Origin of the sequence: Acidaminobacterium chupaoyuni (assembly GCF_047936785.1) — a bacterium.
Classification (GTDB): domain Bacteria; phylum Bacillota; class Clostridia; order Oscillospirales; family Butyricicoccaceae; genus Acidaminobacterium; species Acidaminobacterium chupaoyuni.
Genome location: NZ_CP176394.1, coordinates 1,008,882 through 1,022,015 on the forward strand (window position 1 = coordinate 1,008,882; position 13,134 = coordinate 1,022,015).

Genomic DNA, 13,134 nt, shown 5'->3' on the forward strand with positions numbered 1-13,134 from the left:
AGAATAAACGAGGCCTTTTTCTTTGGCGAGCTGTCGTAAACACAGCTGACGGAAAAACGGCAGGATGCGCAAAACAGATGACAGGGTGTTTTGCCGCCGAAGAAAACGGCCTCTTTATAAGTAAAAATGAAGAAGGCTGAAAAATGAGAAAACTATGTCAATTTGTATCGGCAATGACAACAGCGGCACTGCTGGTTTGTCTGTTGCTGCCCACGGGGGTGTTTGCAGAAGACAGAGAGATGAGCAGCTATTTTACAGTCGCCCTGAGAGACGCAAAAATCGGCGGAACACCCATCACCGATGAAGCATTGCAGGATGGCAGCATCCATATTTCCAGCGGTACGGCTTTTCAGTATCAACTGGATATGGCACCGATCGATGGAAAAACATCGGAATTTAAAGAAGGAGATGTTTTGAACTATCACATCGGCAGTGTTACCGGCCTGACTTTCCCGGCCGAGAGCACGGCGGAGACCTTGAAAATCGAGGGAACCCCCGTCGGCAGCGCTGTTTTTTTATATGATGCAACAAGCGGAGATATGGATCTGCGCGTCACTTTCAATAAAGCCGTGGAAACCTATACCGTGGGCGAAATGACTTTCGGCCAAAGCGCGCAATTCGATTTGAGAAACGCCCAGACCCCCAGTGTCACGGTGAATCTGGTCTCGGTGACCGGCGGCGCCCACAGCGTGGCGGTGGATACAGGCTCTTCGCAGGAAGACACCGGCGCTTATGTTCCCGAATATGTTTCGGGCACGGTGACGGCCGCCGATAAATGGGCGCCCTGGAATGTACTTCCGAAAAACAGTTATGCCTATGAAGAAAACGGCACAACCTATCCTTATGTTATTTGGAACATCTGGTTCGGCGACGCCATCAACCACTATGAAGAAGCAAAAACCGCCGGTAACTCTTATGAAATGAGTGAAAATTTGATCCTGACGGAATCGCTGGACGAAAACCAGAAATTCTGTATGGGCAATACGGATAATATCGCACCGATGCTGGCCAAAGACGGTGAAGCACCCTTCGAAATCCAGCTGCCGGTCCACTATGTGGGAACATCTTTTGATGGCCAATCGCAATCGCCGAATTCCTTTGTATGGTTCCCCAAGGGGGAAGAAACAACCTATGGAAACGGCCAATACGGTTATGGCGCCAATAAAAGCTATTATAACAACAGCATGCTTCAGAATGTGAAGATCCCTTTTGAAAATGTGAATCCGCAAGCTGCGCTGACTTCGGATCAAGTGAAAACGGCGGTGGCGGAAAAAGCCCTATCCTATGGGGTTTACACCGAAAACGGAAAAGAAACCCTGTTGGTGAACTTTGGAAAACTGGGCACAGGCAGCGACACGCTGGTTTATGAAAGCGAATTTTTAACGGCTGTGAAGCAGCGCTTGAATGCGCAGATCGCCGCAAATGACGCCGACAGCGAGATGTATCAGAAAACACTGGAGTATTACACGGAAAACCCCGGCGCGGTGTATGGTTTCTTTTTCAAAATCGCCTCTTATGTGACAACGGATGTTACGGCCACGATCAAGAACAGCGCACAGTTTTCCTACGGCTCGGCCTCAACGATCCCCAGCGCCTCTGCAGAAGTGGAGTATACCCAAAGCGCATCCATCACCGGCACCGTGAAAAACGGAGATTTTGTATTGAAAAAAGTGGATGCCGCAGCGACCAAGGCGACATCCGGCCCGCTGGAACAGGCAAACTATGCGGGCTTGACAGGAATACAGGGGGCAAAAGCAGAGATCTATGCCGAAAACGAAACGGCTCCTCTGCATTTCACCAAGGGCAGTGACGGCGTTTATTCTTATGCGGCGGAAGGAACAGACAGCAGCATCAACATCGGCGCCGCAGGCGTGACGGTTCGCGGCCTGACCGCAGGCAAAGCATATCTGCTGAAAGAAACTGCCGCACCCACCGGGTATGACATGGCGGCGGAACAACAGTTCACGGTGAATAACGGCAAAGTGACTTATTTTGCCCTGGCGGATGAGCCGCAGACTGTAAACCCGCAAGCAACGAAAATTTGGGATGACCGCAGTGACGCGGGCAAGACCCGACCCGCAAGCGTGGTTTTGCAGCTGAGAAAAACAGTGGATGGCAAAACCGCCGATGTGCAGGGAAAAACCCTGACCTTGACCGCGGCCAACGCCTTGAAAGAAAGCGCCGATCAATGGAAGGCATCTTTTGGGGAGCTGCCCGCTTATGAAAACGGTAAAGCCATCACTTATTCGGTGAAAGAAACCACCACGGCGAAAGATTATGCAGTCACGGAAAACGGAATGACCGTGACAAACACTTATAATGGAAAGATCACACCGCCCGCAACGCCGGAAGAACCCGATGAGCCGGCAACGCCGGAAAAACCTACAGAGCCCACAACACCCGAAAAGCCGACCACACCGGCAAAGCCCACAACACCCGAAAAACCCACAGAGCCCACGGCCCCGACAGTGCCCGTGAAGCCTGTGACCCCCGCTGTGCCCACGATCCCCACGGTATCTGAGCTGCCCGACCCGAACGACAGTGAAAGCCCCGATGAAATCATTCTTATCACAGACAACAGGGTGCCCACCACCTATATCAAGATCCATAAGCTGGATGGCGGGTATGAATATGTGCCCGAAAACCAGATCCCTGAAGGAAAACTGCCTAAAACAGGCGGAGCCGCTTTGCCTTGGATCGTGTTTGCGGGAATTTCAGCCCTTGGGATGGGAACCGCGGTGCGGATCAAAAAGAACGACGAAGAATAAAAACAGAATGACCCGCCGAGCAAGCTTTCGGCGGGTCATTTGCTGTGAAACCACCACAGAATGCGGCGGGAAGATCGGTTCCGTTTTTTAAGGCAAGGGGAAACCGGCCTGAAAGGAAGAAAACATGAAGCGGCATCGATTGCAAGGCGAAAGGAAAAGGTCTATACTGAATAAAACGACGAGATCATTCAATAAAGAAAGAATATGGATGCGGGCGGGAAAACGATGAAAACAGGTGAACGAAAATGACAGAAGTTGTAGCAGCGCTGATTTGGGATAAAGATACTTTCATGATATGCCAGAGGCCGCCCCGGAAAGCGCGCGGAATGCTTTGGGAATTCGTTGGCGGGAAAGTGGAGAACGGAGAAACCAAAGAACAGGCGCTTTGCCGTGAATGCCGGGAAGAGCTTGGCATTACGATCGCCGTGGGCAGCAAATTTATGGAAGTGACCCATGTTTACCCCGATCTCACGATCCATCTGACTTTGCTGAACGCCGCCATCGAAAACGGCACGCCGCAAAAGCTGGAACATCACGATATCCGCTGGATCCACCCGAAGGAGATCGCGCAATATGAATTTTGCCCCGCGGATAAAGCAATTCTGGAAAAAATAGCCAGCTGCGATAGAGAAAACACAACGAAAGGGTCATGAACGGATGAAAGACCGTTATATTGCATTTGATGTGGAAACACCTAATTATGCCAATGACCGCATCAGCGCCATCGGCATTTCCGTGGTTGAAGAAGGAAAGATCACAGATGAATTCTATTCTTTGGTGAACCCCGAAACACATTTCGATCTGTTCAATATCCAGCTGACGGGCATCACGCCGCAGATGACGGCGAATCAACCGTCTTTTCCTCAGCTGTGGCAGAAGATCCTGCCGCTGATGGGCAGCGGTTTGCTGATCGCCCATAATGCCCCGTTTGATATGGGCGTTCTGGCAAAATGCTTGAATCATTATGAAATCGAATGGCAGCCTGTTGCTCATTATGCCTGCACCTGCGCCATGGGCAGGGTCTGCTACCCCAATTTATATAACCATAAACTGAACACGCTCTGTGACCACCTGCGCCTGGATCTGGATCATCACAACGCGGGAAGCGACAGCCGCGCCTGCGCCGAGCTGCTGATGGATTATATGCGCCATGGCCTTTGCCCCGATCGTTTTGTGAAGGCTTATGACATCCGCCTCCGGCGCACGATAGCAAAGCAATAACACAGGACACCAACAAAAAAAGAGACGGCAAAAACCAAAATTGAACGCACCCGCGTGGTTTAAAACCATGCGGGTGTTTTTGATCGGCAGAAAGCGCCGGCGGGATTTAAAACAGGCTCTGGTTGGAGCAAAAAAATTTCGAAAGAGGATTGACCAATTCGGTTTATAGGCTTATACTGTGATAAACCGAATTGGTCAATCGCGGAAAGAAGGGTGACGGTTGGAAAAATTCTTGGCCCTGGCGGAAGAGAAACAAAAGAAGATCATAGGCGGCGCGATGCAGGTTTTTGGCGGCGCACCTTATAAAAAAGCTTCGGTGGGCGATATTGCCAAAGCCGCGGGGATTTCAAAAGGCATGGTTTTTTATTATTTCGGCAGCAAAAAAGAACTGTATTTGTTTTTGATGAGCTTTGCTTCGCAAAAAATCATCACGGCATATCTGGAAAACCCATGCAGCGAGAATCCTGATTTTTTTGAGCGCGTGCGGCAGGCGGCCGAAGTGAAGCTGGGCGTGTTGAGCGAATACCCGAATATGCTCAGGTTTCTGACCGCGGTGTTTTTTGAACGGGATGCGGAAGTGAAAGCCGAGGTCGAGAGCTTTTTGGCAAACGGAGAAGAATTGCGCGGCAGACTGGCCTTCCCTAAAATCGAACGCCAAAAATTCAAAGAGGGCGTTCGGCCGGAACTGGTGATGAATCTGATCGCGCGTTATACCGAAGGGTATATCAACCACTTTGGGCAGGGCAAAACCTTGGAGACGGAAGCAATGATGGCGGAATTCGATGAATGCCTGGCCATGATGAGAAACAACTTTTATAAGGAGGAATATTTGAGATGAGCGCCGCGATCGAAACCAGAGGGCTGACCAAAAACTATGGCAAAGCACGCGGAATTATCGATGTGGATCTGACGGTGGAAGAAGGCGAGATCTTTGGATTCATCGGGCCCAACGGCGCGGGAAAATCCACCACGATACGAACCCTGCTTTCACTGATTCGCAAAACGCGCGGCGAAGCCAGAATTTTTGGCATGGATTGTGAAAAAGACAGGGAAAAGATCCTCGAGCAGGTGGGATATCTGCCCAGTGAGGTTTTTTATTATGAGGATATGAAAGCAGGGGAACTTTTAAACTATTCGGCCAGCTTTTATCACAAAGACTGTTCTTCGAAAATAAAAGGATTGGCAGATGCGCTGGAACTGGATCTGCATAAGAAAATAGAAGATATGAGCTTGGGAAACAAGAAAAAGGTGGGCATCATACAGGGGCTTTTGCACAGCCCCAGGCTGATCATTCTGGATGAACCCACCAGCGGTCTGGATCCGCTGATGCAGAAAACCTTTTTCGAGTTGATTCAAGAGGAAAACCGGCGCGGGGCAACGGTGCTTTTTTCTTCGCATATCCTCAGCGAAGTGCAGCGGATCTGCGACCGCGTGGCGATCATCAAAGAGGGGCGAATTATCAGCACACAGAAAATATCGGAACTCCAGAACAATTCTTATAAAAAAGTTTCCTTCCTTTCGAAAGGATCTGTTGTGGGCTTTGCGCTGGAGGGCGCGGCCGATGTGGAAATTTCGGAAAACGGCGCGTCGTTTGTTTATCGCGGAGATCTTAACAGTCTGCTGACGGCGCTCAATGGGTATCCTCTTTCTAATATAGAAATTTCGGAACCCAGCCTGGAAGAGATTTTTATGCATTACTATGCATGAGGTGCGAGATGGGAAAAACGATTTTTCGGTTTGAAATGAAGCGGCAGCTGATTCCCTTTTGCTTATGGACTGCCGCGCTGATCGGCGTTTTATGGGGGCTGATGGCGGGGGTATATCCCACTTTTCAAGAAAGCGCGGCGGATATTCAAAAAGTAGTCGAAGGGTTTCCGCCGCAGTTCGCCGCGGCGTTTGGGGTGAATATTTCTGATATTTTCTCTTTTGGCGGCTATTACAGCTTCTGCTTTGCTTATCTTGGCGTGATGGGGGCCATTATGGCGGCTTCTGTGGGCATCTCAATTTTTTCAAGGGAGCGACGCGCTCAATGTTCCGATTTTTTAATGACGAAGCCGGTTTCGCGAGGAAGGATCTTTACATGGAAGCTGGTATCCGGCCTTTTTATTTTGACGGCCGCAAATGTAATTTATTTGATCGCTGCCGCCGCCATCGGCCGCGCCAACGACACACCTATGATGGCCGCAGGCCTTTCTTTGCTGATGACGCAGCTGGTGTTTTTCGCACTGGGGATTTTTTATGCGGTGTTCGCAAAGCGCGTTCGCTCGGTTTCGGGCGCCGCCACGGCGTTTGGATTCGGCGCGTTTCTGCTTTCGGCACTCTATAATATAATAGGAGAAGAAGCGTTGCGCGTTTTGGTTCCGCTGAAATATTTCGAGCCCGCCGCCGTTTTCAATCAGGGCCGCTACGAAATGAGATATGCGCTCATGGGATGTTTTGTGGGGGTTGTTTGCTTATTGAGCGCTTATATCCGCTACACCCAAAGCGATATCCGAGCAATATGAGGGGGCGAACAGAATGAATATCTTGAAACGGGAATTGAAAGTGAACCTGAAGCCGTTTTTATTTTGGAGTCTGGGGCTGTTCGTTCTGATTTTTGCCGGCATGGCTAAATTCACCGGGCTGCGGGAAGGCGGAGAAGCTGTGGCGCAGATGCTCGCGGCGTTCCCAAGAGCGGTTCAGGCGATGTTTGGCATGGTTGGGGTGGATATGACGACGCTGCCGGGATATTATGCGGTGATCATGTATTATGTGATGATCTGTATGGCCGTTTATGGCGTTTCTTTGGGTTCGGCAGCGGTGGCCCGCGAAACGGCGGATAAAACCTATGAGTTTTTATTCACTAAGCCGGTGAGCCGCGCCAGAATTTTAGCGATCAAACTATCGGCGGGGTTATGCTGCCTTGCGGGGTTTGCGCTTTTAAGCGCGGGGATTTCTTATTTATCGATCGGAGCCTTTCATCTGGGGAAGGGGATTTCGGGGAAAATTGCGCTGTTTGCCACAGCGGCCTTTTTAGTGGGACTTTTCTTTTATTTTTTGGCGGCAATGCTGGCGGCTTTGCAGCAACGCGCCGAAAAAGGCGCGCTGATGGGAAATTTGATTTTCACAGCGGTATTTTTGCTGGGTATGGTATATGACCTGTTGGAAGATGCGGAAGAGCTGCGCTGGTTTATTCCGCTGCGCTATTTTACGATGCCGGAACTTTTGGAAAACCACCTGCAGCCTGTTTACACATGCCTGACGATCGGGCTTGCGGCGCTGTTCGCTGCAATCGCTTTTTATGGATTTATGAAAAAAGACCTTCAGGCCAAGAGCTGACAGATACTCTCTCACTATATAATACATAGGAGAATATTCCATGGCGGCTAAACCGGATCTTCATGCGGTTTGGCCGCTTTTACTCCGCGAGAAAGCGGGGAAGAAAGTGATGTTATGGCAAAAACCAGGGTGTAATGGGGAAAAAACGCCGAACTAAACATAAATGAAACAAATATTTCATAAAAAAGCAAAAAAAGCGTTGACAACGGGGATGTGGTATGGTATTCTAACAAAACTGCTTCTGAGCGGCACAAACGAAAAGCGAGTTTGGCAGGAAGCATCCTTTGCTTCGCAGGCTTAACGGCATGGAGAATGCGACAGTGAGCTTCGAAAAAAAGGTGTTGACAAACAGCCGGCAGTTTGGTAAGATAATCAAGCGCCTTTCAAAAAGGCGGCCGAAGAAAAAGAGAAGAAAAGCGCGGAAGCATGGATCTGACGGCGAAAACGCCGGAAAGAAAAAATGAAAAAGTGCTTGACAAACTCGAAAGACTTTGGTAGAATAACAAAGCACCGTAACGAAAGCTTGTCTTTCGGAAACGGAGCGAAACAAAGAATTAGCACATTGTAAATTAAACAACGCCGAAATGAAAAAGAGGACCCTGAAGATTTTAATGAGTTTAAAAGATCTCTTTTAAACAGTAAAAAGATATAGCTAAGACAAAGCTCTAAAACGACATGAAGCGCTTCGGCGCTTGATGATAAATTATTTAGAGAGTTTGATCCTGGCTCAGGATGAACGCTGGCGGCGTGCCTAACACATGCAAGTCGAACGGAACTTATAAGCGGAAGTTTTCGGATGGAAGCTTATAAGTTTAGTGGCGGACGGGTGAGTAACGCGTGAGCAATCTACCTCTCAGTGGGGGATAACACATCGAAAGGTGTGCTAATACCGCATAATATAACGGGATCGCATGGTTCTGTTATCAAAGATTTATTGCTGAGAGATGAGCTCGCGTCTGATTAGATAGTTGGTGAGGTAACGGCCCACCAAGTCGACGATCAGTAGCCGGACTGAGAGGTTGAACGGCCACATTGGGACTGAGACACGGCCCAGACTCCTACGGGAGGCAGCAGTGGGGAATATTGCACAATGGGGGAAACCCTGATGCAGCAACGCCGCGTGAAGGATGAAGGTTTTCGGATTGTAAACTTCTTTTGTACGGGACGAAACAAATGACGGTACCGTAAGAATAAGCCACGGCTAACTACGTGCCAGCAGCCGCGGTAATACGTAGGTGGCAAGCGTTATCCGGATTTACTGGGTGTAAAGGGCGAGTAGGCGGGACTGCAAGTCAGATGTGAAAACTATGGGCTTAACCCATAGACTGCATTTGAAACTGTGGTTCTTGAGTGATGGAGAGGCAGGCGGAATTCCCGGTGTAGCGGTGGAATGCGTAGATATCGGGAGGAACACCAGTGGCGAAGGCGGCCTGCTGGACATTAACTGACGCTGAGGCGCGAAAGTGTGGGGAGCAAACAGGATTAGATACCCTGGTAGTCCACACTGTAAACGATGGATACTAGGTGTGGGGGGTACTGACCCCCTCCGTGCCGGAGTTAACACAATAAGTATCCCACCTGGGGAGTACGATCGCAAGGTTGAAACTCAAAGGAATTGACGGGGGCCCGCACAAGCAGTGGAGTATGTGGTTTAATTCGAAGCAACGCGAAGAACCTTACCAGGGCTTGACATGGTACTAACGAAGTAGAGATACATTAGGTGCCCTTCGGGGAAAGTACACACAGGTGGTGCATGGTTGTCGTCAGCTCGTGTCGTGAGATGTTGGGTTAAGTCCCGCAACGAGCGCAACCCTTATTGTTAGTTGCTACGCAAGAGCACTCTAGCGAGACTGCCGTTGACAAAACGGAGGAAGGTGGGGACGACGTCAAATCATCATGCCCTTTATGTCCTGGGCTACACACGTACTACAATGGCGGTCATACAGAGGGAAGCAAGACAGCGATGTGGAGCAAACCCCTAAAAGCCGCCTCAGTTCAGATTGCAGGCTGCAACTCGCCTGCATGAAGTCGGAATTGCTAGTAATCGCGGATCAGCATGCCGCGGTGAATACGTTCCCGGGCCTTGTACACACCGCCCGTCACACCATGAGAGCCGATAATACCCGAAGTCCATAGTCTAACCGCAAGGAGGGCGTGGCCGAAGGTAGGATTGGTAATTGGGGTGAAGTCGTAACAAGGTAGCCGTATCGGAAGGTGCGGCTGGATCACCTCCTTTCTAAGGAGACCAAACAGCTTGAAACAGAGCTGTGGAATCCGAGGTCAGAGAATCAAGGTAACTCAGCAGATTAGGTGTTGTTTAATTTAGAGTGTGCTAAGCATACTCGAAGCGAGCAAAGTAGAGCAACTCAATGGGCTCATAGCTCAGGCGGTTAGAGCGCGCGCCTGATAAGCGCGAGGTCGGTGGTTCGAGTCCACTTGAGCCCACCAAACCTTAGGAATAGGGGATGGGGAGCGAGGGTGTGAGAACGACAGATCGCTTTAACAATCTGGGGGTGTAGCTCAGCTGGGAGAGCACCTGCCTTGCAAGCAGGGGGTCGACAGTTCGATTCTGTTCATCTCCACCAGGCCGAAAGGCCGCAAAAGTACATTGAAAACTGAACAAAGATAAAGATGAAAGATAAGAGCAACGATAGAGAAGACATTTAAATGGACAAAATTTAAAGGTTTTTCTGTTTTGGCAAAGGGTAATACAAATTACAACAAATGCCGGAGGTTGCCATAATAATTCTTGAAAAAATCAATGAGAACCAAGACTGGTCAAGCATGAAAGAGCGCAAGGAGAATGCCTTGGCACTGAGAGCCGAAGAAGGACGCGACAAGCTGCGATAAGCTACGGGGAGCTGCAAATGAGCATTGATCCGTAGATTTCCGAATGGGGAAACCCCCGCGGGAAAAGCCCGCGGATCGTTAACTGAATCCATAGGTTAACGAGGGGAACCGCCTGAACTGAAACATCTAAGTAGGGCGAGGAAGAGAAATCAAACGAGATTCCGCTAGTAGTGGCGAGCGAAAGCGGAAGAGGCCAAACCGGAAGTAGCAATATTTCCGGGGTTAGGACAGCAACAAGTATCAATCAGAGTAACCGAAGCGTATGGGAAGACGCGCGAAACAAAGTGAGAGCCTTGTAGGTGAAACTTGAGATTGAGCTAGCTGTATCCAGAGTACCGCGGGACACGAGGAATCGCCGTGGGAAGACGGGTGGACCACCATCCAAGCCTAAATACTACTCAGTGACCGATAGAGGAGCAGTACCGTGAGGGAAAGGTGAAAAGAACCCCGGGAGGGGAGTGAAAGAGAACCTGAAACCTTGTGCTTACAAGCACTCAAAGCACGTTAAAGTGTGATGAGGTACTTTTTGTAGAACGGTCCGGCGAGTTATTGTATCATGCGAGGTTAAGGAACTGGAGTTCCGGAGCCGAAGGGAAACCGAGTGTTAATAGCGCGACAAAGTATGCTGCAATAGACCCGAAACCGGGTGACCTATCCATGAGCAGGTTGAAGTGGAGGTAAAACTCCATGGAGGACCGAACGCACGCCTGTTGAAAAAGTCGGCGATGACTTGTGGATAGCGGAGAAATTCCAATCGAACCCGGAGATAGCTGGTTCTCCCCGAAATAGCTTTAGGGCTAGCGTTATGTTAGATTACCGGAGGTAAAGCACTGAATGGTCTAGGGGCCGCGAGGTTACCAAAGCCTATCAAACTCAGAATGCCGGATAATTGATGCATAGCAGTCAGACTACGTGAGATAAGTCTCGTGGTCAAAAGGGAAACAGCCCAGATCCACAGCTAAGGTCCCTAATTAATGCTAAGTGTAAAACGATGTGAAGTTGCACAGACAATCAGGATGTTGGCTTAGAAGCAGCCACACATTCAAAGAGTGCGTAATAGCTCACTGATCGAGTGGCTTTGCGCGGAAGATATAACGGGGCTAAGCATTAAACCGAAGCTTGGGCTTGCATGTAAATGCAGGGGTAGGGGAGCGTTCTTAACGGGGCGAAGCAAGAGCGGAAGCACTTGTGGACTGTTAAGAAGTGAGAATGCCGGAATAAGTAGCGAGAATTATGTGGGAATCATAATGGTCGAAAATCTAAGGTTTCTTGGGGAAGGTTCGTCCGCCCAAGGTAAGCCGGGAGCTAAGGCGAGGCCGAAAGGCGTAGTCGATGCACATACGGTGGAAATTCCGTAGCCGCTGACATTTAAACCAGAGGGACACTTGAGGATAGCATGACCCGGGCGATGGTCGCCCCGGGCGAAAGGGACCGAAATATAAGTAGGGAAGCATGCGATGCCTTGAGGCGAGAAAAGCTCTGGCGAATACTAAAGCGCCCGTACCGCAAACCGACACAGGTAGATGAGGAGAGAATCCTAAGACCAACGGGAGAAGGGTTGTCAAGGAACTAGGCAAATTTGGCTCGTAACTTCGGGATAAGAGTCGCCACAGCGATGTGGCCGCAGTGAAAAGGCCCAAGCGACTGTTTAACAAAAACACAGGTCTCTGCTAAATCGAAAGATGACGTATAGGGGCTGACGCCTGCCCGGTGCTGGAAGGTTAAGAGGAGAGGTTAGCGCAAGCGAAGCTTTGATCTGAAGCCCCAGTAAACGGCGGCCGTAACTATAACGGTCCTAAGGTAGCGAAATTCCTTGTCAGGTAAGTTCTGACCCGCACGAATGGCGTAACGATTTGGGCACTGTCTCGACAGCCCGCCCGGCGAAATTGTAGTACTGGTGAAGATGCCAGTTACCCGCAACTAGACGGAAAGACCCCATGGAGCTTTACTGTAGCTTGATACTGGATTCTGATATTTCATGTACAGGATAGGTGGGAGACTTGGAAACTTGGGCGCCAGCTCAGGCGGAGTCAACCTTGGGATACCACCCTTGAAATATTGGAATTCTAACCTGCACCCGTGAATCCGGGTGGGGGACACTGTCAGGTGGGCAGTTTGACTGGGGCGGTCGCCTCCAAAAGAGTAACGGAGGCGCTCAAAGGTTGGCTCAGCGCGGTCGGAAATCGCGCATAGAGTGTAAACGCAAAAGCCAGCCTAACTGCGAGACAGACATGTCGAGCAGTAACGAAAGTTGGAGTTAGTGATCCGGTGGTATGTGAGTGGAAATGCCATCGCTTAACGGATAAAAGCTACCCTGGGGATAACAGGCTGATCTCCCCCAAGAGTCCATATCGACGGGGAGGTTTGGCACCTCGATGTCGGCTCATCACATCCTGGGGCTGGATTCGGTCCCAAGGGTTCGGCTGTTCGCCGATTAAAGTGGTACGCGAGCTGGGTTCAGAACGTCGTGAGACAGTTCGGTCCCTATCTGTTGCGGGCGTAGGAGATTTGCAGAGAGCTGTCCTTAGTACGAGAGGACCGGGATGGACGCACCTCTGGTGCACCAGTTGTCACGCCAGTGGCATAGCTGGGTAGCTATGTGCGGAATTGATAAACGCTGAAGGCATCTAAGCGTGAAACAAACTCTAAGATTAGATCTCCCATCCGAAAGGAGTAAGGCCCCACGAAGACTACGTGGTTGATAGGTCAGAGATGTAAGTGCAGTAATGCATTGAGTCGACTGATACTAATAGGCCGAGGGCTTGACCTAAATTATTAGGTAACCTCGTTTCTCTCATTCTTTCTTCCCTTTGTTCAGTTTTCATTGTGCTTTTGTGCACAATAGAATAGACGCAAAGTAAGTGCTGATAACGGTGAGGGTCCACCTGTTCCCATTTCGAACACAGAAGTTAAGCTCACCAGTGCCGATGATACTTGGCTGGAGACGGCCCGGGAAAGTAGGATGGCGCTTACTCTG

7 protein-coding genes, 2 tRNA genes and 3 rRNA genes are annotated in these 13,134 nt (G+C 50.0%); all 12 read left to right on the plus strand.

The features are described from left to right. Positions 1-143 precede the first annotated feature (143 nt). The 12 genes from ACJA3I_RS04755 to rrf all read left to right on the plus strand — a co-directional run bounded on the left by ACJA3I_RS04755 (position 144) and on the right by rrf (position 13,131). Positions 144-2,768 (plus strand): Cna B-type domain-containing protein, encoded by a 2,625-nt coding sequence (locus ACJA3I_RS04755; protein ID WP_458863625.1) that lies wholly within the window; start codon positions 144-146, stop codon positions 2,766-2,768. 245 nt (positions 2,769-3,013) lie between these two features. Further along, entirely contained in the window at positions 3,014-3,421 is a 408-nt protein-coding gene (locus ACJA3I_RS04760; protein WP_458863626.1) for a (deoxy)nucleoside triphosphate pyrophosphohydrolase, read from the plus strand. A gap of 4 nt (positions 3,422-3,425) precedes the next feature. Beyond that, a complete protein-coding gene (locus tag ACJA3I_RS04765) occupies positions 3,426-3,989 on the plus strand; it encodes a 3'-5' exonuclease (protein WP_458863627.1) in 564 nt (187 codons plus the stop codon). Between the two features lie 220 nt (positions 3,990-4,209). Continuing rightward, the gene (locus ACJA3I_RS04770) at positions 4,210-4,827 is read left to right on the plus strand and encodes a TetR/AcrR family transcriptional regulator (RefSeq protein WP_458863628.1); all 618 of its coding nucleotides are present in this window, start codon (positions 4,210-4,212) and stop codon (positions 4,825-4,827) included. Continuing rightward, complete coding sequence (locus ACJA3I_RS04775) at positions 4,824-5,696, plus strand: ABC transporter ATP-binding protein (RefSeq protein WP_458863629.1); 873 nt, start codon at positions 4,824-4,826, stop codon at positions 5,694-5,696. The genes ACJA3I_RS04770 and ACJA3I_RS04775 overlap by 4 nt, the downstream gene beginning before the upstream one ends. 8 nt (positions 5,697-5,704) lie before the next feature. After that, a complete protein-coding gene (locus ACJA3I_RS04780; RefSeq protein WP_458863630.1) occupies positions 5,705-6,493 on the plus strand; it encodes an ABC transporter permease subunit in 789 nt (262 codons plus the stop codon). Between the two features lie 13 nt (positions 6,494-6,506). Further along, entirely contained in the window at positions 6,507-7,307 is an 801-nt protein-coding gene (locus tag ACJA3I_RS04785) for an ABC transporter permease subunit (RefSeq protein ID WP_458863631.1), read from the plus strand. Positions 7,308-8,011: 704 nt separating this feature from the next. Then, positions 8,012-9,543 (plus strand): 16S ribosomal RNA (locus tag ACJA3I_RS04790). A gap of 135 nt (positions 9,544-9,678) precedes the next feature. Then, positions 9,679-9,755, plus strand: a tRNA-Ile gene (locus ACJA3I_RS04795). 61 nt (positions 9,756-9,816) lie between these two features. Next, positions 9,817-9,892: transfer RNA gene (locus ACJA3I_RS04800), tRNA-Ala, on the plus strand. Positions 9,893-10,083: 191 nt separating this feature from the next. Beyond that, positions 10,084-12,927 (plus strand): 23S ribosomal RNA (locus tag ACJA3I_RS04805). An 87-nt stretch (positions 12,928-13,014) separates the two neighbouring features. Next, positions 13,015-13,131 (plus strand): 5S ribosomal RNA (gene rrf / locus ACJA3I_RS04810). The 16S, 23S and 5S rRNA genes sit together here with 2 tRNA genes alongside, the layout of an rRNA operon. The last annotated feature ends 3 nt before the right edge of the window (positions 13,132-13,134 follow it).